This is a genomic window from Pseudomonas asiatica, assembly GCF_040214835.1.
Classification (GTDB): Bacteria; Pseudomonadota; Gammaproteobacteria; order Pseudomonadales; family Pseudomonadaceae; genus Aquipseudomonas; species Aquipseudomonas putida_Z.
Genome location: NZ_CP157874.1, coordinates 1,663,048 through 1,684,158, shown reverse-complemented (window position 1 = coordinate 1,684,158; position 21,111 = coordinate 1,663,048). Strand labels below are relative to the sequence as shown.

Sequence of the window (21,111 nt, the reverse complement as noted above, 5' to 3'; positions counted from 1 at the left end):
AAGCCGCAGGCAAAAATTCATTGCGGCAGTATCGATTATCACGCCGATCGATATCACTCGATGAATTTCAGGTCCGACGGCGCATCCTGCTTCAGCGTCTGCACCGTCTCCAACAGCTTGCCGCTGCGCGGATCGCGGCGGATCACCACGATCTGGTTGCTCTTCTGGTTGGCCACCAGCAGGAAGTTGTCACTCGGATCGAGGGCGAACTCGCGGGGATGATCCCCCTCCACCGAACGGCGCTGCAGGAATGTCAGCTGGCCATCCTGCTTGCCCACGCTGAACACCACGATCTCGTTGGCCGTGCCTCGGTTGCTCACATACAGGAAGCGCCCGTCTGCCGACAGGTGCAAGCCACCTGCCGCTTTCGCCGCAGCTTCCTTGCTCTCGGTCAGGGGCAGGCGCTGGCGTTCGACCAGGTTGCCCTCCTGCACATCGAACATGACCACATCGGCACTCATTTCCAGGGTCAGGTAGGCGTGCCGGCCCTTGGCGTCGAACAACAGGTGGCGCGGCCCGCTGCCCGGCGGCAGGTCCACCGACGCGGGGATCGCCGGCGTCAGCGGGTGGTCTGCGCTGGCACCGTCGTAGCGGTAGATGAACACCTTGTCGGCACCCAGGTCGCTGGCATACAGGTGGCGGCCGTCGGGTGACAGCACCAGCGAATGCACATGGGCGCCGGCCTGGCGCTCGGGGTTGACCCCGCTCGCCTTGTGCCGGGCCTGTTGCACCACCGGCTTGAGCTTGCCGTCCTTGGCCACCGGGATTACCACCAGGCTGCCGCCAGGGTCGGGCTTGACCGCGTAATTGGCCACGAACAGATAACGCTGGTCCTGGCTGAGACTGGCGTGAGTCGGCTCGTCACCTTGGCTGGCCACCTGGTTGATGGGCTTGATCTCGCCTTTTGCACTGACGCTGAAGCTGCTGGCATGGCCGTTCGGGGTTTCATTGACCGCGAACAGCTGGCGTTGATCGGCCGACAATACCAGCCACGAAGGGCTGACACTCTTCACTACCTGCTGCGGCGCAGGGTCGATATGGCCGGTCTTTTCGTCAAACTGATAGCGGTAGATGCCCTGGCTGGCGCCATCGGTGTAGCTGCCCACCAGCAAGGTGGCGGCGTGGGCGTGGAGGGTCATGCTCATCAGGCTAACGGTCAGCAGGCTCGTCCAGATCCGATTCATCTTCGTCATCATCCGGGGCACGAAAGGCACTCATACAGACTAGCCGATGCTCGCCGTTGGCATCGTCGAGTTGCCACTCGTCACCCACGGCGATGGCAGCAGTGATCTGCTCGGGGGGGAAGGACCAGCGGCGGAGCTGGCGGCCGTCCATGCATTCGATGGTGAGGCCGGATTCATCGGAGGTGAAGTCGAAGGCGTGCAGGCCGTCGATCAGGAGCATGTCGCAGGACTGCAGGGCGGTGGCGAGGGGGGACATGGGGGTACCAATCTGAAATGAGTTGGCATTATAGCCCTGGGGCTGCTTTGCAGCCCATCGCGACACAAGGCCGCTCCTACAGGGATCGCATCAGCCTGCCGATACGCGTTCCCCTGCAGGAGCGGCTCCCTGCGGTCAATGAGCGAAAATGGAGCCCCCCTCCTTGCCCACCATCTTCTCAGGCTTGATCAGGAACCTTGCCAGCGCCGGCAGCAGCCACAGCGCACCGAACATGTTCCACAGCAGCATGAAGGTCAGCATCAGCCCCATGTCCGCCTGGAACTTGATCGCCGAGAAAATCCAGGTGCACACGCCGATGGCCAGGCACAACCCGGTGAACAGCACCGCCTTGCCAGTCGAGCGCAGGGTCTCGTAATAAGCCTCCTGCAACGGCAACCCGGCACGCAGGAAGCTTTCCAGCCGGCTGTAGATGTAGATGCCATAGTCCACGCCAATGCCCACACCCAGCGCCACCACCGGCAAGGTCGCCACCTTGACCCCGATGCCCATGTAGGCCATCAGCGCGTTGCCCAGCACCGAGGTCAGCACCAGCGGCAGGACGATGCACAGGGTGGCGGCAAACGAGCGGAAGGTAATCAGGCACATCACCGCCACACAGATGTACACCAGGATCAGGATGGTCAGCTCGGCCGACTTGATCACCTCGTTGGTCGCCGCCTCGATCCCGGCATTGCCCGCCGCCAGCAGGAACTGCAGGCCTTCCTTGTTGTGGCTGTCGGCAAACGCCTTGGCCACGGCAGTGACCCGCTCCAGGGTTTCGGCCTTGTGGTCGTTGAGGAACACCAGCACCGGCGCCAGCGAGCAGTCGCCGTTGTACAGGCCATCGGCGCGGGCGATGGAGTTGTTGAGGATGTCCGGGTTGCGCGACAGGGTTTCCCATTTCAGGCTGCCCTCGTTCATGCCCTTGATCACCTGCTTGGACACGGTCACGAGGGAAATTGCCGACTGCACGCCCGGGGTGTTCTGCATGGTCCACATCAGCTCGTCGATCGGCGCCATGGTCGAGTGGATCGAGCAGCTTTCCGGCGGGGTCTTGACCATGATCACCAGCACGTCGGAACTGGTCGAGTAGTTGCTGATGATGAAGTTGTTGTCCTGGTTGTAGCGCGAGTCGGGGCGCAGCTCCGGCGCGCCCTGGTCGAGGTCGCCGATCTTCAGGTTCTGGCTGTACCAAAGGCCACCGGCGAAGGCGACCAGCGCCAGGGCCACCGACACCGGCGCCACCTTGGCACTGGCAAAGTTCGACAGCAGGCGCCAGAACGGGTGCTCGCGGGTGGCGTCCTGCTTGCTGCGCTCGACGGCCTTCTTGCTGATGCCGACGTAGGAGATGGCTACCGGTAGCAGGATGAGGTTGGTGAACACGATCACCGCCACACCGATGGAAGCACCGATGGCCAGTTCACGAATCACCCCGATGTCGATGATCAGCAGGGTGATGAAGCCCACGGCGTCGGCGAGGATGGCGATCATCCCCGGCAGGAACAGCTGGCGGAACGTGCGCCGGGCGGCGGTCAGGGCGTTGTCGGCGTCACTCGACTGCAGGGCGATACCGTTGATCTTCTGCACCCCGTGGGAAATGCCGATGGCGAAGATCAGGAACGGCACCAGCATCGAGTACGGGTCCAGGCCAAAGCCCACCGCATGCATCAGGCCCAGCTGCCAGACCACCGCCACCAGGGTGGTGATGAGCACGGCGATGGTGCTGCGGATGCACCAGGTGAACCAGTACAGCAGCACCCAGGTGATGGCCAGGGCGACGCCGAAGAACATCGCCACCATCACCAGGCCGTCGATCAGGTCGCCGACCTTCTTGGCGAAGCCGACGATGTGCACCTTCACGTTGGGGTTCTGCGCCTGGAACTTGTCACGGATCTTTTCTTCCAGCTGGTGCGAGAACTGCTGGTAGTCCAGCTTCACCTGCTTGCCCGGGTCCTGCGGGTCTGGGTAGCTCTCCAGCAGCGGCACGTCGACGATGCTGGACTTGAAGTTGTTGCCCACCAGGCGCCCCACCTGGCCCGACTTGAGCACGTTGTCGCGCAGGGTGTCGAGGCTGTCCTGCGAGCCGTTGTAGGTGTTGGGGATCACCTCGCCACCGGAGAAGCCTTCCTCGGTGACCTCGCTCCAGCGCACGCTGGGGCTCCACAGCGACTTCAGCCCGGCACGGTCGACGCCAGGGATGTAGAACACTTCGTCATGGATCTGCCGCAGGGTCTCCATGTAGTCCTTGTCGAAAATGTCGCCATTCACGGCCTCCACCGAAATGCGCACGGTGTTGCCGAGGTTGGCCAGGTCGTTGCGGTGCTCCATCATCTGCTCGATGAACGGGTGCTGCAGCGGGATCATCTTCTCGAAGCTGGTGGACGGGCGAATCTGCGTGGCCTGCCAGAACAGGAAGATGCTGACCAGTACGCACAGGGCGATGACCACGGGGCGATTGTTGAAGATCAGGCGTTCGAGCAGCGTGGCCTTGTCCTGGTGATGCGGGTGCATGGTGATGCTCTCCCTGCTGGTCATGGACGCACCTCCTGGTCAGCACCCTGCGGGTCAGCCAGGTGCACGCCACCCTGCCCTACCAGCAGCAGGCCGCCATCGGCCAGGCCACTGACGCCGGCCAGGGCAATGCGGTCGGCGCGGTTGTAGACACTGAAGGTCTGGCCATCATCGGTACTGCGCAGCACGCTGCCGCCATTGCCGACCAGCACCAGGCTACCGTCCTCGACAAGCGTAGCGCCTGCCAGGCCGAATTCGAGGGTTCCACGTGCGGCCTTGAGCTCGATCGGCTGCCAGCTGTCACCAAAATCGGTGGAACGGAACAGGTTGCCGCGCAGGCCGTAGGCCAGCAGGGTGTTCGGCTGGGCAGTGCCGATCACGCCGAACAGCGAGCCCTCGTAAGGGCCCTCGACCTTGGCCCAGGTCTGGCCGTTGTCGGCGGAGCGGAACATGCCACCCTGCTCGCCGACGATAAACAGGCCCGCGTCACGCACCTGGGCGATACCGTTCAGGTGCAGCTGGTCGGGGTTGTCCAGGCGCTCGGCGACATCCTGCCAGTGCTGGCCGCCGTCGGTGGTTTCCAGCAAGGCGCCATAGGCACCTACGGCAAAGCCGTGCTGGGCGTCGAGGAAGGCGACATCGAGCAAGGGTGCTTCGCGGGACAGGTCTTCGAACTGCTTGCTCCAGGTGGCACCACCATCGCTGCTGGCGAGCACCAGCGCATCGTGGCCGACGGCCCAGCCGCGCTTGTCGTCGAGGAAGAACACCGCGGTCAGCAGTTGCCGGGTGGGCACCCGCGCCTGGGTCCAGGTGCTGCCCTGGTCGTCGGAGAACAGGATATGACCGCGATCGCCCACCACCACCAGGCGCTTGCCGGCATGGGTGGCGTCGATCAGCAGGCTTTGGCTGGCCTTGGCCGATTCGGTGGAATACTCGTCGGCGGCAGCGGCTTGCACGCTGTCAGCCCACACGCCAAGCCCCAGCGCCAGTACCGCGCCGGCTGCCAATGGCCAGGCAAAGCGCCTGTTCTGTTCCCTCATGACTGTCCCCCTGTTGTGTTCTTGTGTGGTGGGTCAATGCACTGCAGGTACTGCGAAAAGCCTGATCTAGAGGCCTGCAATAGCTTGAGGGGATCGTAGCGGGGATATTTGCGGGAACACAACGGGCGGGGTGTTATGTTTTGTTGTCGGCTCCAAAAGCTTCGCGGGTAAACCCGCTCCCACAAGTCCTGCACAGCCCATGAAAGCGGTGCAGTACCTGTGGGAGCGGGTTTACCCGCGAAGAGGTCGGCTCAGGCTACGGAAAACTCAAGCCAGGCTCTTGCTCACAACCTCATACACATCACTGGACAGCTCACCAGAAGCCAGAATCCGCTCCAGCTCGCCCTTCATCAGGGCCTGACGCGCGTCGTCATACTTGCGCCAGCGGGTCAGCGGTGCCAGTTGCCGCGAGGCGATCTGCGGGTTCAGCGCATTCAGCTCGATCACCAGGTCCGCCAGGAAGCGGTAGCCGGAGCCATCCGCCGCATGGAAGTTGACCAGGTTCTGCCCGGCAAAGGCGCCGACCAGCGCACGTACCTTGTTCGGGTTCTTCAGGGTGAACGCCGGGTGCTGCATCAGCGCCTTGACCCGCGCCAGCCCGCCCGGCAGCGTACTGGCCGCCTGCACGCTGAACCACTGGTCCATGACCAGCGGGTTGTCCTTGAAGTGCTCGGCAAAGGCTTCCAGCGCCTTGGCCCGCTCGGCCTCGAACGGCGAGTTGACCAGCACGGCCAGGGCGGTCAGGCGCTCGGTCATGTTGTCGCAGTGCTCGAACTGCTCCAGGGTCGCCTGCAGCACCTGCGGCTTGCCGCTCTGCATCAGGTACGACAGCGCGATGTTCTGCAGGCTGCGGCGGGCGAAGTGCTCGGCCGAGGCCACGTAGGCGGTGCTGCGCGACACTTCGCGGTTGGCCTGATAGCGCGCCCACAGGGCGTCGAACAGCTGCTCGGCGATCTGCTGGCGGGCGAACTCGCGGGCGGCGTGGATGGCGTCCACGTCGGCCACCTGGCTGATTTCGGTGAGGTAGGCCTCACCCGGCAGCGAGAGCATTTCGGCAACCATGGCCGGGTCCAGCGAGTCGTTGCCGAGCACGGTGCCCAAGGCGCTGATCAGGCGCTGGTCGAGCTTGAGTGCTTCGCCGCGCTGATGCTGGCCGATCAGTTCCTGCAGCACCTGCACCGACAACTGCTGCCCCGCCTCCCAGCGGTTGAAGCCGTCGCTGTCGTGCTGCATCAGGAACATCAGCTGGTCGCGGTCGTAGGGGAAGCTGAGCTTGACCGGTGCGCTGAAGCCACGCAGCAGCGAAGGCAGCGGCTTGGCCTGGATGCCCTGGAAGGTGAAGGTCTGCTCGGCCTCGGTCACCGACAGCACGCGGCTGGTGCCCTGCGCCGCCGCTTCACCGGCCAGTTGCAGCGGCAGGTCGTTGCCTGCGGCATCCAGCAGGCCAAGCTCCACCGGGATCACGAACGGCAGTTTTTCGGCCTTGTCCGGGGTCTGCGGGCAGCTCTGGCGGAAGGTCAGGCTGTAGGTCTGCGCGGCCGCGTCATAGGCCTCGCTGACTTCCAGGCGCGGGGTGCCGGCCTGGTTGTACCAGCGCTTGAACTGGGTGAAGTCGACGCCGTTGGCGTCTTCCATGGCCTTGATGAAGTCGTCGGTGGTCACCGCCTGGCCATCGTGGCGTTCGAAGTACAGGTCGCTGCCCTTGCGGAAGCCGTCTGCGCCCAGCAGGGTACGAACCATGCGCACCACTTCGGCGCCCTTCTCGTACACGGTCAGGGTGTAGAAGTTGGAGATCTCGATGAAGCTGTCCGGGCGCACCGGGTGGGCCATGGGGCCAGCGTCTTCGGCGAACTGGTGAGTGCGCAGGTAGGCCACGTCTTCGATGCGTTTGACCGTGCGCGAGTTCATGTCGGCGCTGAACTCGGCATCGCGGAACACCGTGAAGCCTTCCTTCAGCGACAGCTGGAACCAGTCACGGCAGGTGACCCGGTTGCCCGACCAGTTGTGGAAATACTCGTGGGCAACCACGCCTTCGACGCGCTGGTGTGCGGCATCGGTGGCCGTTTCGGCACGGGCCAGCACACAGCTGGAGTTGAAGATGTTCAGGCCCTTGTTTTCCATGGCGCCCATGTTGAAGTCGTTGACCGCGACGATCATGAAGATGTCCAGGTCGTACTCGCGGCCATAGACTTCTTCGTCCCAGCGCATGGACTTCTTCAGGCTGACCATGGCGTGGTCGCACTTGTCGATGTTCTCGGGCTCGACGTAGATGCGCAGGGTCACATCACGGCCGGACTGGCGGGTGAAGCTGTCCTCGACGCACCACAGGTCACCGGCCACCAGGGCGAACAGGTAGGCCGGCTTCATGAACGGGTCTTCCCAGGTGGCCCAATGGCGACCATCGTCTGCCGGCCCGCTGCCGATCGGGTTGCCGTTCGACAGCAATACCGGGTAGCGATGCTGCTCGGCGATGACCGTGGTGGTGAAGGTGCTCATCACGTCCGGGCGGTCGAGGTAGTAGGTGATCTTGCGGAAGCCTTCGGCCTCGCACTGGGTGCAGAACATCTTGCCCGACTTGTACAGGCCTTCCAGTGCGGTGTTGCTCTCGGGGTGGATCTTCACGCTGGTGTCGAGGGTGAAGCGCTCGGCCTTGGGCTGCACGGTCAGGCTGTCGGCGTCGAGCTGGTAGTCGCCCGGCTGCAGCTCCTGGTCATCCAGCGAGGCGCGCAGCAGCTCCAGCTGCTGGCCATCGAGCTCCAGTGGCGGCAGGCCGGCACCGCGTGCCGGGTTGCGGCGCATGACCAGCTGCGCGTGAACCAGGGTGTGGTCCTCGTACAGCTCGAAGGTCAGGTGCGTCTCGTCGATCAGGTACTCGGGCGCCTGGTAATCCTCGAGGTAGATCACTTGCGGTTGTTCGGTACGCATGTGCAGGTCCTTTTTACTGGAGCACGGCCAACTGGTAGGCCGTGTACTTGCGAATATTGATCACACCGGTGTCGAAGATCAGGTACTGGCCCTTGATGCCCAGCAGCGTGCCTTCCACTACCGGGTCCTTGTCGAAGTTGAAGCTGACGATCTTCGATGGGTAGGCCTCGACCGGGTACTTCATCTGCACCACTTCGGCGTCGGCCAGCGGCTGGATCGCCTGCAGGCCGAAGCGCCCTTGCAGCTCGCGCAGGCCATCGGCACAGGCGTCGAACACCTGTTCACGAATGGCGACCAGGTCGAGCTCCTCGGCATCGCCCTTGAGCAGGGCGCGCCAGTTGGTGCGGTCCGGCACCTGGCTGCGCAGCAGGTCTTCGACCAGGCCGGACTGCTGGCGGGTAGCCACGCGCACGATCGGCAGGGCCTGGCTGGCACCCTGGTCGAGCCAGCGGGTGGGCAGCTGGGTGGCCCGGGTGATACCGACCTTGATCCCCGACGAGTTGGCCAGGTAGACCACATGGTCGGTCATGCAGAACTGTTCGCCCCACGACGGTTCGCGGCAGGTGCCGGCGTCGTAGTGGCACTTTTCCGGGGCCATGATGCACACGTCGCACTGGGCCAGTTTGGTCATGCACGGGTAGCAGTAACCCTGGCTGAAGCTGGTCTTGGTGCGCTTGCCACAATGGCTGCAGTGAATGGCGCCGATGTATTCAAGGCGCAGGCGCTGGCCGATCAGCGGGTTGACCGGCACCTGCGTGTCATCCAGACGGAAGCTGTACTGCACCACTGGCGCCTGCAGGCTTACCGCCATCTTGCTCAACGAGCCACGAGCGAGTTCGATCAATGTACCGAGTCCGACTTGAACAGAATGTTGGCGATCGGCGCGGACTTCGAGGCGCATTCCTGCGGGCCCATGTAGCCGGTACGCTGGTCTTCGGGCAGGTTTTTCATCTCCCAGGCGATTACCGCCTGCAGCGACAGCTCTTTCTGCTCGGCAGTGAGCTTGCGGCCATCCGACCATTTGCCGATTTCCACGGCCAGTTTCAGGCTCTCGTAGATTTCCGGGGTGATGTTTTCAATCATTTGCGCGAAAGTGGACATAGTGTCTCCTGATTCAAGCCGACAGTTTACGCCGGGCCAGCGCCCCACCCAAGAGCCCGGTCAGGCATCCGATGAGCAGCCCGCCGACGTGGGCGGCGTTGGCGATCTGGCCAAGGCCCAGGGTGTCGATCACGCCGCTCATGCACACCACCAGCCAGATGAGCATCATCACCAGCACGCCCTTGGGCAGGTTGAAGTAACGGTCGGGTGCCAGCCACTGGTACAGCCAGATGTGCCCGAGCAGGCCGTACAGCACGCCGGAAAGGCCGCCGAACAGGCTCGGCCCGCTGCTGTAGTGCTGGGCCAGGTTGGACACCAGGCTGAACAGCAGGGTCAGGCCCAGCAGCGCCCACGGGCCTTGGCGCAATTCGATGCGTTTGCCCAGTTCCCAGTACCACAGGCTGTTCATGGCCAGGTGCAGCACGCCGAAATGCAGCAGCATGGGCGATACCAGGCGCCACCACTGGCCTTCGTCCAGGCTTTGCGCCAGCGGGCTGAAGTACAGGTAGTCGCCCTGGACGCGGAAATCGAGGAAGGTGAACCAGCTGATGGTGGTGAAGTTGTCGCCCAGGCCGGTGAGGCCGGCGACGATGAAGCACAGCAGCAGGGTCAGGGTGGTGATCTTGCAGGCGCGGGCCTGTTCCGCCAGGGAGGGCCCTTTCGCGGGCTCGCCCGCTCCCACAGGATCGGTGGTGGCTGGCAGGTCGGCGTTGCCGTCGGGGTAGCGCTGGTAGAGTTCGCGGACGTCTGCGGCCAGGGTGTCGGGGGCCCAGAGCACCTGGGCATCGCCCTCCTCGCTGACCCGGTGCGGCACCTGCAGGCGCTGCAGCAGGTGAACGAAGCCGCTGAGGTCGACCGACAGCGGCAGGCGCATCACTTCGATAATGTTCATTGGTTGGCCTGTGGGCGGTCGACATCGACCCAGACGAACTTGTGCGGGTCGATGCGGGTTTCATCATCCAGCCGGTAGGCAGCCAGCTTGCCGTAGAGCACGGCGCTGTAGTCCAGGCAGGCCAGGTTGGCGCGGATCGGCGCCGGGCGGCCGCTGCGCCAGTAATGGCCGACGAACAGCATGGGCTCGTCTTCGGCATAGCGCAGCAAGGCGTTCTTCTGGCTGTGACTGAGCGGGGTGCTGGCCACTTCCGCGGGCAGGGCGTCAGGCTGGAACACGATGTCGCCGTAGGTTTGCGGGTCTTCTTCCCAGAACTTGGTACGGAAGAAGGCACGGGTCAGGCCGTCTCCACCGGTGAGGGTCAGGCCGTCCGGCAGGCGCATGTCGGTGCCGCGCAGCAAGCGGTTGCACACGGTGGCGGCAAAGCTGCCGCTCACCGCCGAAGCCTGGATGAAGTGCTCGTCGATGCGCCCGTCGGGGTACTGCTGGCGCAGTGGCTCGATCAGCCGCGGGTCCCAGCAGGCATGCACCAGGCGGAAGCGCCCGGCGTCGACGAACAGCGGCAATTCGTAGAACCAGTTGACGAAGTCGTGCCAGTCAGCGGGGTGGTGGGCAAACTGGGTCAGGGTTTCGTCGATCAACCGGGCGTGGCGCGGCGTATGCTCGCGCACGAAGGCCTTGCCGCTGCCAGGTAGTGCCGGGGTAACCCAGCCCAGCGCGTTGTACTCGTGGTTGCCCATGATGCAGAACGCCTGGCCGGCCTCGACCATGTCGTGGACGATGTGCAGCGCCTCGCGAATGCGTGGCCCGCGGTCGACGATGTCGCCAAGGAACAGCGCCTGGCGCCGCGGGTGGCGCCACACGCCTGCCACACGCTTGTAACCAAGGGCGTCGAGCAGGCGTTCAAGGGTCAGCGCACAACCGTGCACGTCACCGATGATGTCGAAACTACGCGCCGGATCGAGCATCAGTCGTCCCTGCTTCCCAAGCGGCTGCCCCAGCCGAGCTTGGTGCGGCAGACCTCGTAGTAGTTGTGGTCCAGCGGGTGGATCAGGCGCAGCTTCTGCGGTTTCTTGCTCACCGTGATGGTGTCGCCGGGGGCACAGGTGAAGTGGTTCTGGCCGTCACAGGATACTTGCGGGTAGATCTGCAGGTCCTTGGACACCACGATCTTCAGCTCGCTGTTGCCGTCGACCACGATCGGCCGGCCCGACAGCGTGTGCGGGTACATCGGCACGATGACGATGGCGTCGAGCTTGGGGTGCATGATCGGGCCGCCGGCCGACAGCGCGTAGGCGGTGGAGCCGGTGGGGGTGGCGACGATCAGGCCGTCGGCCTTCTGGCTGCAGACGAACTGGCCATCGATGTAGATCTCGAATTCGATCATGCGCGTCGACTTGCCCGGGTGCAGCACCACGTCGTTCAGCGCATCACCCTGGCCGATGGCTTCGTTGTGGCGGCGTACCTCGGCCTGCAGCAGGAAGCGGTTTTCCACCAGGTAGTGGCCGTCGAGCACTTCGGCGACCTTCTCTTCCAGCTCGTCGGGGCGGATGTCGGTGAGGAAGCCCAGGTTGCCACGGTTGATGCCCAGCACCGGAATGTTGTGCCGGGCCAGGGCGCGGGCGGCGCCCAGCAGGCTGCCGTCGCCGCCGACCACGATGACCAGGTCACAGACCTCGCCCAGCAGCTTGCGGGTAGAGGTTTGCAGGCCATGGCCGGGCAGCACTTCGGCGATGGTGTCCTCGAGGATCACGTGCAGGTGGCGTTCGAGGAGGAATTTTTTCAGTCGGCGAATGGTGTCGAGCACCTGCGAGCTGCCAAGGCGGCCGATGATACCGATATTGCGAAATTGCTCCATGGGGCTCCTGCGAGGCTCTGCGGCGGGTGACTATGCCGCGATTATGGGCGAAACCACCGGGTAGCGGCAAACCGGCTATGCTCGCAGGATGATGCCATTCGCCCTGCTCCACGACCTGCCCCGGCAGCTACGCCGCCCCAACGTGCGCGACCTGGCCTGGGCCCTGCTGTCGCCCCCGTTGCTCAGCGCCCCGCCCTGCCCCCAGCGCCACCCGCTGGCGGGCAGCCTGTGGGCGGACCAGCCACAGCGCCTGGCAGACTGGCTGCGGGCGCTGGATGACGATGACCGCCCATTGCGCGACTGGCTGGCGCAGCTGGGCAGCCGGCGCCTGGGGCACTACTACGAACGGCTGTGGCAATTCGCCCTGGGCCAGGCCCCGGGCATTGAACTACTGGCGGCCAACCTGGCGATTCGCGAAGGCGGGCGCACCCTGGGCGAGCTGGATGTGGTGCTGCGCGACCGCGACGGTGTGCACCACCTGGAACTGGCCATCAAGCTGTACCTGGGCCCGGAGCATCCCGGGCACGACCCCGCCGCCTGGCTGGGGCCGGGCTGCCATGACCGACTGGGAAGCAAACTGGCGCACCTGGCGCGGCACCAGCTGCCCATGTCGACAGGGGCGCACAGCCGCGAGGTGCTGGCCCGGCTGGGGGTGGAGCAGGTGCAGGCGCATGTGTGGCTGGGTGGCTATCTGTTCTACCCGTGGCCTGGGCATGCACAGCCACCACAGGGCGCCAACCCGCAGCACTTGCGCGGGCGCTGGCTGCGGCGGCGGGACTGGGTCATGGGCGAAGGTGAGCGATGGCAGCCGCTGCAACGGCATGCCTGGCTGGCGCCGGCGCGGGTCGAGGCGCAGGAGTGCTGGGCGGTGGAGCAGTTTGCGGCGTGGCTGCACGTGCTGGAGCGGCAGGCTCCGGCGCAGTTGCTGGTGAGGTTGGCGCAAGAGGCTGGCGGGGCGTGGCAGGAGGCTGAACGGGTGTTTCTGGTGGCTGATGATTGGCCGCATCTGCCCGATGTCTGATGTTGTCTGGGCTGGCCCCTTCGCGGGTAAACCCGCTCCCACAAGTACTGCACAGGTCTCTGGCTCAGCGCTGTGCCTGTGGGAGCGGGTTCACCCGCGAAAGGGCCGGTGCAGACAACACAAATTTCACAGACCTGGCGCAAAGATTTGTTCCCCCGTAGCCATTACAGTACTTCCTGAGCGCCGGCAAGAGCGCCATTCCGACCTGATGACGAGGACCAATCATGGTTTCATCCACCCCCGCGACCCATTACGCGCGCCTGTCCATCGCCCTGCACTGGCTGATGCTGGTGCTGCTGGCCGCTGTCTATGCCCTTATCGAACTGCGTGGCCTGTTCCCCAAGGACAGCGTCGAACGCAACCTGATGAAGGACCTGCACTTCATGCTCGGGCTCAGCGTGTTCGTGCTGGTCTGGTTGCGCCTGGCCATCCGCCTGAGCCGCCCGACTCCACCCATCGTGCCCAAACCTGCGGCCTGGCAGACCGGCCTCGCGCACCTGATGCACCTGGCGTTGTACCTGCTGATGATCATCCTGCCGCTGGCCGGCTGGCTGATCCTCAGCGCCGCCGACAAACCAGTGCCGTTCTTCGGCCTGGAGCTGCCGCACCTGATCGGCCCGAACCCGGACCAGGCCAAGTTCATCAAAGGCTGGCATGAACGCATCGGCAGCTGGGGCTACTGGCTGATCGGCCTGCACGCTGTGGCTGGGCTGTATCACCACTATGTGCAGCGCGACAACACGCTGCTGCGCATGCTGCCCTACAAGTAACCGCGCCGGCCCTGCAGGCCGCCGGTATGCACCACGATCAGGCGGGTGCCGGGCGCGAACAGCCCGGCTTCGACCTGCTCACGCAGGGCCAGCAGGGCCTTGCCGGTGTAGAGGGCTTCGAGCGGCACGCCGGTGTGCCGCTCGCAATCGGCGATGAACGCCAGCAGCTCCGCGTCGAACTTGCCGAAACCGCCACGGCAGGCGTCGTGCAGCTGGTAGCCATGCGCGCCGGCCAGTGTCGCTACCGCCTCCGGCACACCATGGTCCCTGGGTACAGCCAATGCACCATGCACCACATGTGCGCCCGCCTCGGCCATTACCAGGCCGGCCAGGGTAGTCCCCGTTCCGGCAGCCAGCCACCAGGCGTCGTAGCCCGACCAGCCCAGTGACGCGATCTGCGCGCGCGCCTGCTGCATGATCAGCGCGCAGCCCTGTGCACCGGCCAGCCCGCCGCCCCCTTCGGGGATGCAGTGCCAACCCGGGTAGCGTGCCTGCCAGGGTTCCCAGAAACCCGCTTGGTTTCGTGCGCGATAGCCGCCATAGCCCAGCCAATGCAGTTCCATGCCCAGCGCCTGCAGGTCACGCACGGTTGGCGTGTCCTGGGCGTGGCCACGCAGCAGGCCGGCGGTGGCGAAGCCGAAGCGCTTGCCGGCAGCGGCCAGGGCGTGCAGGTGGTTGGAATGGTTGCCGCCGAGGCTGATCAGGCCCGGGGCATTGCTGGCGCTGGCCTGTTGCAGGTGGTGGCGTAGCTTGAACCATTTGTTGCCGCTGATCAGCGGGTCGATCAGGTCCAGGCGCAGGATGGCGGCTTCTACCTGGGCTTGTTGGAGCCAGGGCAGGATCAGGGGCTGCAGGGGGGGTTGGGGGAGGTCGAGGAGCATGCTGCGAGTTTACCAGTGAAATCCCGAGGGCGCTTTGCGCCCCTGTGGGAGCGGGTTCACCCGCGAACACCGGCGCAGCCGGTGCCATGCACCGCGCAGCCCTATTCGCGGGTGAACCCGCTCCCACAGGGCCGCAAAGCGGCCCCGGCGATCTCAGAGCTCAGCCGCCAATCTCGATCCTTGGTTGATCGCCCGCTTGGCATCCAGCTCGGCCGCCACATCGGCCCCACCAATCAGGTGCACCGACTGCCCCGCTGCCACCAGCCCGTCCTGCAGTTCGCGCAGCGGCTCCTGCCCTGCACAGATCACCACGTTGTCCACCGCCAGCACCTGTGGCTCGCCATCGGCCACGCGAATATGCAGGCCGGCATCGTCGATACCCAGGTACTCGACGCTGTTGAGCATCTGCACCCGCTTGTTCTTCAACCCGGTACGGTGAATCCAGCCGGTGGTCTTGCCCAGGCCGTCACCCACCTTGGATTTCTTGCGCTGCAACAGGTACACCTGCCGCGCCGGGGCATGCGGCTCGGCCTTGATCCCGGCCACGCCACCGCGTGCCTGCAGATGGGTGTCGATGCCCCACTCCCTCCAGAACGCCTCACGGTCCAGGCTGGTAGCCACGCCCTGATGCACCAGGTACTCGGAAACGTCGAAACCGATGCCACCCGCACCAATCACCGCGACAGCCTTGCCCACCGGCTTGCGCTCGAGCAGCACGTCCAGGTAGCTGAGCACCTTGGCATGCTCGACACCGGGGATGGCCGGCGTGCGCGGGGCGATGCCGGTGGCCAGGATGATCTCGTCGTAGCCACCGTCCACCAGGGCCTGCACATCGACCCGGGTATTCAGGCGCAGGTCCACGCCCGTGCTTTTGACCTTGTTGCGGAAGTAACGCAGGGTTTCATGGAACTCTTCTTTCCCCGGCACCCGCTTGGCCACATTGAACTGCCCGCCGATCTCGCTGGCGCCATCGAACAGGGTTACCGCGTGGCCGCGCTCGGCCGCCACCGTGGCTGCCGCCAGGCCGGCCGGGCCAGCGCCGACCACGGCAATGCGCTTCACGGTGCGCACGGGCAGGTAGTTGAGCTCGGTCTCGTGGCAGGCACGCGGGTTGACCAGGCAACTGGTCAGCTTGCCGCCGAAGGTATGGTCCAGGCAGGCCTGGTTGCAGCCGATGCAGGTGTTGATTTCGTCGCCGCGGCCGGCAGCGGCCTTGTTGACGAAGTCCGGGTCGGCCAGGAACGGCCGTGCCATCGAGACCATGTCGGCATCGCCCTCGGCCAGCACCGCCTCGGCCACTTCCGGAGTATTGATGCGGTTGGTGGTGATCAGCGGAATGTTCACCACGCCACGCAGCTTGGCGGTGACCTTGCTGAAGGCCGCACGCGGCACCTTGGTGGCAATGGTCGGGATACGCGCTTCGTGCCAGCCGATGCCGGTATTGATCAAGGTCGCGCCGGCCTGCTCGATGGCCTTGGCCAGCAGCTCGATTTCGTCCCAGGTGCTGCCGCCCTCGATGAGGTCGAGCATCGACAGGCGCAAGATGATGATGAAGTTCGGCCCGACCGCACCGCGCACCCGGCTGACGATCTCCACCGCCAGGCGCATGCGGTTTTCATAGCTGCCACCCCAGCGGTCGGTGCGGTGGTTGGTGTGGGCGGCGAGGAACTGGTTGATGAAGTAGCCTTCCGAACCCATGATCTCGACGCCGTCGTAACCGGCGCGCTGGGCCAGCACCGCGCAATTGACGAAGTCGGCGATCTGCTTCTCGATACCCGCCTCGTCCAGTTCCTTGGGCTTGAACGGGTTGATTGGCGCCTGGATCGCGCTGGGCGCCACCTGGCGCGGGCTGTAGGCGTAGCGCCCGGCATGCAGGATCTGCAGGCAGATCTTGCCGCCGGCAGCGTGTACCGCCTCGGTGACGATGCGGTGCTTGTCGGCCTCTTCCTCGGTGCTGAGCTTGGCCGCCCCGGAATACACCCCACCCTCATCGTTGGGCGCGATGCCGCCGGTGACCATCAGGCCGACGCCACCGCGGGCGCGCTCGGCAAAGTACGCCGCCATGCGCTCGAAGCCGCCCGGGCGCTCTTCGAGGCCGGTGTGCATCGAGCCCATCAGGGTGCGGTTGCGCAAGGTGGTGAAGCCCAGGTCCAGCGGGGCGAGCAGGTGCGGGTAGCGGTCGGCGGCCATGGAAAGGTCCCCAGGTGGCGTGATCACGGAATGCGGGTGCCGCACCGGCTGGCGGGCCCCGTCGTTTGTCTGCCTGCGACATTAAACAGCCGTTTGAACGGGCTCAATGATCGAAACTGACAAGTTATTGATCCTCGCGCACAGCACGACTACCCTAGGAAACTCTCGTTTCCAAGGCGCCGTCCTGCTTCATGCGAAAACTCCTGGCAAGCGCCCTGGCGCTGGTGATGATCGCCGCCCTCTGCGGCTACGGTTTCTGGACCCAGCAGCGCCCGGAAGGCCACTACCTGTCCGACCTGCGCATCGAACTGGCACTGAACCACGGCGTGCCGGGCGAGCACGGCAACCTGCTCGGCGTCGAACCGCTGCTCTACCCGGGCGACTACCAGAACCTGCAACGCCTGCACCGCAAGCTCGCGGCCTACCTGGAGCAGGCACGTACCCAAGGGCTTGTCAGCCCGCGTACGGTGGTGGTGCTACCAGAGCACATCGGTACCTGGCTGTGGGCACGCGGAGAAAAGAACGAGCTGTACCAGGTCACGCAAAGCAGCGAAGCCCTGCAATGGCTGGAACTGAGCAACCCGCTGCGCTATGGCCTGGCCATGCTCCGTGCCGACGGGGACGACTGGCGCGCCGACGCGCACCTGCGCATGAAAGCCGAGCAGATGGCTGCGGACTACCAGCAACTGTTCGGTGGCCTGGCCAAGGAGTTCAACGTCACCCTGGTAGCCGGCTCCATCGTGCTGCCCGCCCCCTACGTGAAACAGGGTGTGCTGCATGCCGGTAGCGGCCCGCTGTTCAACAGCAGCGTGGTGTTCGCCGGTGACGGCTCGCTGCTGGGCCAACCGCAACGCCAGCAGTTCCCCGACAGCGAAATGCGCCGCTATGTACACGATGGCCGCCAGCACCCGCTGCAAGTATTGCAAACCCCTGCGGGGCGCCTGGGCGTGCTGGTGGGCAGTGACAGCTGGTACCCGGAAAACCACCAGCAACTGGCACGACAGGCGGTACAACTGATCGCCAACCCGGTATTCCTCAGCGGCAAGGGCAGCTGGCAAGCGCCCTGGCGCGGCAATCGCCACCAGGATGCCAGCGCCGGGCTGGCCTTGCAGCGCGGCGAAGTCAGCGAACAGGCGGCCTGGCAGCGCCTGACCGAAGCGGCCGGGGCCGGCGTCAGCAGCATGAGCGTGTTCATGCGTGGGCAGTTTTGGGAACAGGGCAGCGACGGCCAGGGCTTTGCCCACCAGGCGGGTGAATTGCTGGCGGGCACCCCCAGCCCTGGCGCCCGCTTGCTGAACCTGTGGTTGTAAGCCCATGGCCCGCCCCCGCGTGCGCCTGGGCGACCTGTCGGTTGGTTTTGTCCAGCCGCTGACCGAGGCCCTGCGCGAACTGGGCCACGACCCCGAGCCGCTGCTGCGCCGCTATGGCCTGGATGCGGCGCGCCTGAGCGAAGCTGGTGCGCGCTTGTCGATCCCGCGCTACATGCACCTGGGGCACGCCGCCATCGAACTGTGCGGCGAGGCCGCGCTGGGCCTGCACATGGGGCGCCTGAGCCGCCTGGCGCATGCCGGCCTGGCCGGGGTCACCGCTGCCCAGGCACCGAACCTGGGCGAGGCGGCACGCACCCTGTTGCGCTTCGAGCCGCTGTACGCCGCCAACTACCGCGGCCACTCCAGTTTTCAGGAAGATGCCCAGGGCGCCTGGCTACGCTTCTACTCCATCAGCCCCTACAACGCCTACAACCGTTTCGTGGTCGATTCGCTACTCGCCGGCTGGCTCGCCCAGCTTGCCGACCTGGCCGGTACGGCGGTGCAGGCCGAACATATGGACATCGAGTTTGCCGCACCCGCCTATGCCGCGCGCTACCAGCCGCTGTGCAGCGCGCCCGTGCAGTTCGCGGCCGACGGCAACCAGCTGCGCCTGAGCCGCGCCACGCTGCAGCTGGCCAACCCCAGGCACTGCCCGAGCACCTGGCAGCACCTGCTGCAGCTGTGCGAGGCGGAAATGCTGCAGCGTACGCGGGTGCGCAGCCTGGGTGAGCGCATCACCCACCTGCTGGGCCCGTTGCTCAATGGTGGCCGTGAACCGGACCTGGAAGAAGTGGCGCTGCACCTGCAACTGCCGACCTGGACGTTGCGCCGCAAACTGGCCGAGGAAGGCACGCGCTTTCGCGACCTGCTCAGCGAAACACGGCGCGACCTTGCCGAAACCTACATCCGCGATACGGAGCTGGCCTTTGGCGAGATTGCCTATCTGCTGGGGTTTGCGTCGGCCGAGGCCTTCCAGCGCGCCTTCAAGCGCTGGACGGGCCTTACACCGGGGGAGTTTCGCCGCAGCCAGCGGCGGGCGGGCTAGAGCTCGGTAGCGTCGTCAGCCGGTTCCGGGGTGTCCAGTTCATAAGCCTGGAATTCGAGAAGTTCTTCCTGGTATTCGTCCATAGCCCTGCGTCCTCTCATCTCATGATCTTTATCGGTGTCGCCTTCAACCTAAGCAGGTGGAGTGAAGGAATGATGACAAGCTTATGAGTGGTAAACGTAGCAGGTGTTCAGGAAGTTATCGCGGTGCGTCTGTAACAGGGGATGGACTGCCTGCACCGGCCTCTTCGCGGGTAAACCCGCTCCCACAGGTACTGCGCAGATGTTGAGAACTGCGCAGTACCTGTGGGAGCGGGTTTACCCGCGAAGAGGCCGGTACAGGCAAGCTATCAAAGGGCGGGGGAAGCGGTCTCGGCGGCCTCGGCAGGCTGGGCTTCCTGCTGCACCTCGATCGGTGCCGCCTCCGCCGGCGGGGCCACCGGTTGCGAGCCTTGGCTGTCATCCACCACCGGCGCGGCTACCGCCTCGCTGGCCGGGGCAACAGGGGCCGGGGCTGGCGCCGCCTCAACCAAAGGCGCCGCCACCGGGGCCGGTGCCACCGGCGCTGCCGCGGCCTGCTCTGGCAGCCCCAGGGCAGCCGCGGGCGCTTCGACCTTCGGCGCGGGCTCCTCGACCTTGGCCTTGCTCTCCTGTTTAGGCTTGGGCTTTGGCAGGTAGCTCTCCACCAGGGCGAAATAGCGGTCATAGAACTGCGCCGCTGTCACCGTCTCGCTGGCCACCTTGACCATCGAGTCGTCGCTGGAGCCGATCGGCATCGACACCGACCCCAGTACACCAACGCCCAGGCTGGCGGAGGTGTTGGACTTTTTCAGGGCGTAGCGGTCCTGCAGGGCGTTGGCGAACATGGTCGAACGCTGCTCGTCGCTCACATCCGGCGCACAGGTGACGTTGAAGCTGATCTGCAGGTGGTTCTCGCTGTTCTGCTGGAAGCTCTTGTTGCCCACCACCTGGTTGGCGCCGCTGCTGGTGATGATGTAGCCCTGGCTGAGCAAGGCGCGCCGGGCGGCCTCGCAGGAGCCGGCATCGCTCACCGGGAAGCTGCGCGAGAAGGTGCCCGAGTCATCGAAGTTCTCGTGCTCGTAGACGGCGGCTTTTTTCGAGGAACAACCGGTCACGCCCGCCAGCACCAGGGCCAGCCCGAGCGCACCAAAGACGGAAGATCTGGTCATTGCGAATTCCGGGTAAGTCGAGAAGGTGCCTATTGTGCAACACAGCAGGCAGGCACAGGAACCGCTGATCGGTGAAGAGTCTGTCAGGTTCGTGTAAATCTGGGTCAGGGGCGGCGATTGCCAGGCGTAAAAACGAAAAAAGCGACCCGAAGGTCGCTTTCTCGTGGCTTCGAGGCGTTCAAGGGGCCTCGAGGCGAAGATGGCGCAGCGGACGGGACTCGAACCCGCGACCCCCGGCGTGACAGGCCGGTATTCTAACCGACTGAACTACCGCTGCGTATCATTCAGGCTTGCGCCCGATTGAAACCTGGGTCTGCCCTTCCGGCGCGATGGCCTCAGGACAGGCACAAAAAAAGCGATAACGTGATCGCTTCTCTTGTGTTTGCTTCAAGGTGTTCAAGGGACCTTGAAACGAAGATGGCGCAGCGGACGGGACTCGAACCCGCGACCCCCGGCGTGACAGGCCGGTATTCTAACCGACTGAACTACCGCTGCGTATCGTTCAGGCTTTCGCCCGATTGAAACTGGGATCAGCCCAAGGCGCTTGCCTTGTGGCTTCAGACCGGTGCCAGGCACCCATCTGTTACTGAAAAATGGCGCAGCGGACGGGACTCGAACCCGCGACCCCCGGCGTGACAGGCCGGTATTCTAACCGACTGAACTACCGCTGCGCAGTGCGTTCCTCTCTGGCTATCGGCCTCTTGCGAAACCCGAAGCACCAGGAACATCTCAGGAAGTGGTGGGTGATGACGGGATCGAACCGCCGACCCTCTGCTTGTAAGGCAGATGCTCTCCCGGCTGAGCTAATCACCCTCGCGATGTTGCTTGTTGCGTTTGCTTCGCTGAGGCCGCGAAATTTACGCAGGTGGCGAAGCTAAGTCAATAGCCCCATTGAATTTTTTTCAGAAAAGCGCAAAAGCGGTGCGGTTGCCTGTGGC

General features: G+C 65.0%; 17 protein-coding genes and 4 tRNA genes. 4 read left to right on the top strand and 17 right to left on the bottom strand.

The genetic code is table 11. The features are described 5' to 3' along the window. Window positions 1–53: 53 nt before the first annotated feature. The 10 genes from ABNP31_RS07700 to ABNP31_RS07655 form a co-directional block, all read right to left on the bottom strand. A complete protein-coding gene (locus ABNP31_RS07700) occupies window positions 54–1,184 on the bottom strand; it encodes a lactonase family protein (RefSeq protein WP_256579031.1) in 1,131 nt (376 codons plus the stop codon). Continuing rightward, on the bottom strand, window positions 1,150–1,440 hold the full coding sequence (locus ABNP31_RS07695; protein WP_350013160.1) for a DUF5629 family protein: 291 nt from the start codon (window positions 1,438–1,440) through the stop codon (window positions 1,150–1,152). The genes ABNP31_RS07700 and ABNP31_RS07695 overlap by 35 nt, the downstream gene beginning before the upstream one ends. A 135-nt stretch (window positions 1,441–1,575) precedes the next feature. Then, entirely contained in the window at window positions 1,576–3,951 is a 2,376-nt protein-coding gene (locus ABNP31_RS07690; RefSeq protein ID WP_024086538.1) for an efflux RND transporter permease subunit, read from the bottom strand. A gap of 20 nt (window positions 3,952–3,971) precedes the next feature. Then, on the bottom strand, window positions 3,972–4,991 hold the full coding sequence (locus tag ABNP31_RS07685) for a WD40/YVTN/BNR-like repeat-containing protein (protein WP_350013159.1): 1,020 nt from the start codon (window positions 4,989–4,991) through the stop codon (window positions 3,972–3,974). A gap of 267 nt (window positions 4,992–5,258) precedes the next feature. Then, a complete protein-coding gene (pepN, locus tag ABNP31_RS07680; protein ID WP_238067456.1) occupies window positions 5,259–7,916 on the bottom strand; it encodes an aminopeptidase N in 2,658 nt (885 codons plus the stop codon). A gap of 13 nt (window positions 7,917–7,929) precedes the next feature. Continuing rightward, entirely contained in the window at window positions 7,930–8,760 is an 831-nt protein-coding gene (locus ABNP31_RS07675) for a DUF2797 domain-containing protein (protein ID WP_350013158.1), read from the bottom strand. After that, entirely contained in the window at window positions 8,757–9,017 is a 261-nt protein-coding gene (locus tag ABNP31_RS07670; protein WP_003260154.1) for a YeaC family protein, read from the bottom strand. The genes ABNP31_RS07675 and ABNP31_RS07670 overlap by 4 nt, the downstream gene beginning before the upstream one ends. Before the next feature lie 13 nt (window positions 9,018–9,030). Further along, window positions 9,031–9,909 carry a rhomboid family intramembrane serine protease gene (locus tag ABNP31_RS07665; protein WP_350013157.1) on the bottom strand — a complete coding sequence of 293 codons (879 nt, stop codon included), beginning with the start codon at window positions 9,907–9,909 and terminating at the stop codon, window positions 9,031–9,033. Next, window positions 9,906–10,877 carry a metallophosphoesterase gene (locus ABNP31_RS07660; RefSeq protein WP_075044167.1) on the bottom strand — a complete coding sequence of 324 codons (972 nt, stop codon included), beginning with the start codon at window positions 10,875–10,877 and terminating at the stop codon, window positions 9,906–9,908. Before ABNP31_RS07660 ends, ABNP31_RS07665 begins: the two co-directional genes overlap by 4 nt. Then, window positions 10,877–11,767, bottom strand: a complete 891-nt coding sequence (locus tag ABNP31_RS07655; protein WP_025338255.1) for an NAD(+) kinase — start codon at window positions 11,765–11,767, stop codon at window positions 10,877–10,879. Before ABNP31_RS07655 ends, ABNP31_RS07660 begins: the two co-directional genes overlap by 1 nt. An 88-nt stretch (window positions 11,768–11,855) precedes the next feature. On the opposite strand from ABNP31_RS07655, the gene ABNP31_RS07650 reads away from it, so the two are divergent. Together ABNP31_RS07650 and ABNP31_RS07645 are read left to right on the top strand one after the other, a co-directional pair. Beyond that, on the top strand, window positions 11,856–12,788 hold the full coding sequence (locus ABNP31_RS07650) for a DUF1853 family protein (RefSeq protein ID WP_350013156.1): 933 nt from the start codon (window positions 11,856–11,858) through the stop codon (window positions 12,786–12,788). A 224-nt stretch (window positions 12,789–13,012) separates the two neighbouring features. Further along, complete coding sequence (locus tag ABNP31_RS07645; RefSeq protein ID WP_025338253.1) at window positions 13,013–13,558, top strand: cytochrome b; 546 nt, start codon at window positions 13,013–13,015, stop codon at window positions 13,556–13,558. On the opposite strand, the gene ABNP31_RS07640 is transcribed toward ABNP31_RS07645, so the two are convergent. After that, window positions 13,549–14,439 (bottom strand): 1-aminocyclopropane-1-carboxylate deaminase/D-cysteine desulfhydrase, encoded by an 891-nt coding sequence (locus tag ABNP31_RS07640; protein ID WP_350013155.1) that lies wholly within the window; start codon window positions 14,437–14,439, stop codon window positions 13,549–13,551. The two genes, ABNP31_RS07645 and ABNP31_RS07640, sit on opposite strands and share 10 nt — an antisense overlap. Window positions 14,440–14,592: 153 nt before the next feature. Next, on the bottom strand, window positions 14,593–16,629 hold the full coding sequence (locus ABNP31_RS07635; RefSeq protein ID WP_350013154.1) for an NADPH-dependent 2,4-dienoyl-CoA reductase: 2,037 nt from the start codon (window positions 16,627–16,629) through the stop codon (window positions 14,593–14,595). A 191-nt stretch (window positions 16,630–16,820) separates the two neighbouring features. On the opposite strand from ABNP31_RS07635, the gene ABNP31_RS07630 reads away from it, so the two are divergent. Beyond that, window positions 16,821–17,939, top strand: a complete 1,119-nt coding sequence (locus tag ABNP31_RS07630) for a nitrilase-related carbon-nitrogen hydrolase (RefSeq protein ID WP_238067451.1) — start codon at window positions 16,821–16,823, stop codon at window positions 17,937–17,939. A 4-nt stretch (window positions 17,940–17,943) separates the two neighbouring features. Continuing rightward, on the top strand, window positions 17,944–18,984 hold the full coding sequence (locus ABNP31_RS07625; RefSeq protein ID WP_085589229.1) for an AraC family transcriptional regulator: 1,041 nt from the start codon (window positions 17,944–17,946) through the stop codon (window positions 18,982–18,984). Between the two features lie 349 nt (window positions 18,985–19,333). Here ABNP31_RS07625 and ABNP31_RS07620 read toward each other — a convergent pair whose 3' ends face one another. The 5 genes from ABNP31_RS07620 to ABNP31_RS07600 all read right to left on the bottom strand — a co-directional run bounded on the left by ABNP31_RS07620 (window position 19,334) and on the right by ABNP31_RS07600 (window position 20,986). Next, window positions 19,334–20,173 carry a DUF2242 domain-containing protein gene (locus ABNP31_RS07620; RefSeq protein WP_084785086.1) on the bottom strand — a complete coding sequence of 280 codons (840 nt, stop codon included), beginning with the start codon at window positions 20,171–20,173 and terminating at the stop codon, window positions 19,334–19,336. Between the two features lie 200 nt (window positions 20,174–20,373). Beyond that, window positions 20,374–20,450 (bottom strand) — tRNA-Asp (locus ABNP31_RS07615). A 141-nt stretch (window positions 20,451–20,591) separates the two neighbouring features. Further along, window positions 20,592–20,668: transfer RNA gene (locus tag ABNP31_RS07610), tRNA-Asp, on the bottom strand. 99 nt (window positions 20,669–20,767) lie between these two features. Then, a tRNA-Asp gene (locus ABNP31_RS07605) sits at window positions 20,768–20,844 on the bottom strand. 66 nt (window positions 20,845–20,910) lie between these two features. Next, window positions 20,911–20,986 (bottom strand) — tRNA-Val (locus ABNP31_RS07600). Window positions 20,987–21,111: the final 125 nt, after the last annotated feature.

Coding starts and splice junctions, on each gene's coding strand:
- ABNP31_RS07700 (WP_256579031.1), bottom strand. CDS start 1,184: ATGAATCGGATCTGGACGAGCCTGCTGACCGTTAGCCTGATGAGCATG.
- ABNP31_RS07695 (WP_350013160.1), bottom strand. CDS start 1,440: ATGTCCCCCCTCGCCACCGCCCTGCAGTCCTGCGACATGCTCCTGATC.
- ABNP31_RS07690 (WP_024086538.1), bottom strand. CDS start 3,951: ATGCACCCGCATCACCAGGACAAGGCCACGCTGCTCGAACGCCTGATC.
- ABNP31_RS07685 (WP_350013159.1), bottom strand. CDS start 4,991: ATGAGGGAACAGAACAGGCGCTTTGCCTGGCCATTGGCAGCCGGCGCG.
- pepN (WP_238067456.1), bottom strand. CDS start 7,916: ATGCGTACCGAACAACCGCAAGTGATCTACCTCGAGGATTACCAGGCG.
- ABNP31_RS07670 (WP_003260154.1), bottom strand. CDS start 9,017: ATGTCCACTTTCGCGCAAATGATTGAAAACATCACCCCGGAAATCTAC.
- ABNP31_RS07665 (WP_350013157.1), bottom strand. CDS start 9,909: ATGAACATTATCGAAGTGATGCGCCTGCCGCTGTCGGTCGACCTCAGC.
- ABNP31_RS07660 (WP_075044167.1), bottom strand. CDS start 10,877: ATGCTCGATCCGGCGCGTAGTTTCGACATCATCGGTGACGTGCACGGT.
- ABNP31_RS07655 (WP_025338255.1), bottom strand. CDS start 11,767: ATGGAGCAATTTCGCAATATCGGTATCATCGGCCGCCTTGGCAGCTCG.
- ABNP31_RS07650 (WP_350013156.1), top strand. CDS start 11,856: ATGATGCCATTCGCCCTGCTCCACGACCTGCCCCGGCAGCTACGCCGC.
- ABNP31_RS07645 (WP_025338253.1), top strand. CDS start 13,013: ATGGTTTCATCCACCCCCGCGACCCATTACGCGCGCCTGTCCATCGCC.
- ABNP31_RS07640 (WP_350013155.1), bottom strand. CDS start 14,439: ATGCTCCTCGACCTCCCCCAACCCCCCCTGCAGCCCCTGATCCTGCCC.
- ABNP31_RS07635 (WP_350013154.1), bottom strand. CDS start 16,629: ATGGCCGCCGACCGCTACCCGCACCTGCTCGCCCCGCTGGACCTGGGC.
- ABNP31_RS07630 (WP_238067451.1), top strand. CDS start 16,821: ATGCGAAAACTCCTGGCAAGCGCCCTGGCGCTGGTGATGATCGCCGCC.
- ABNP31_RS07625 (WP_085589229.1), top strand. CDS start 17,944: ATGGCCCGCCCCCGCGTGCGCCTGGGCGACCTGTCGGTTGGTTTTGTC.
- ABNP31_RS07620 (WP_084785086.1), bottom strand. CDS start 20,173: ATGACCAGATCTTCCGTCTTTGGTGCGCTCGGGCTGGCCCTGGTGCTG.